This is a genomic window from Microvirga antarctica (assembly GCF_017921815.1).
Lineage (GTDB): Bacteria > Pseudomonadota > Alphaproteobacteria > Rhizobiales > Beijerinckiaceae > Microvirga > Microvirga antarctica.
Genome location: NZ_JAGEMM010000131.1, coordinates 1 through 287, shown reverse-complemented (window position 1 = coordinate 287; position 287 = coordinate 1). Strand labels below are relative to the sequence as shown.

General features: G+C 56.8%; 1 pseudogene. It reads right to left on the bottom strand.

What is annotated here, in order from left to right:
• Positions 1-287 (bottom strand): annotated as a pseudogene (locus J4G32_RS21165) (MFS transporter); the annotation flags it as partial.

Sequence of the window (287 nt, the reverse complement as noted above, 5' to 3'; positions counted from 1 at the left end):
GTCGAGCAGTTCCCGCTGTGTCGCCGCGATATCCAGATTGCTTTCTGGCGACCAGTTTTTTAGCGCATCAGGATCTTTACGTACTACGCCTTCGCCAGAGCAGGGCGCATCCAGCAGGATAGCGTCAAACATCTCCGGTAACGCAGCGCCAAATACGCGGCCATCGAAATGCGTCAGTGCGGTATTGGCGATTCCACATCGGCTGATATTAGCGTGCAGAACTTTGACGCGGCTGGCCGAAAATTCGTTGGCCAGAATGGCGCCGTGGTTCCCCATGCGGGCAGCGA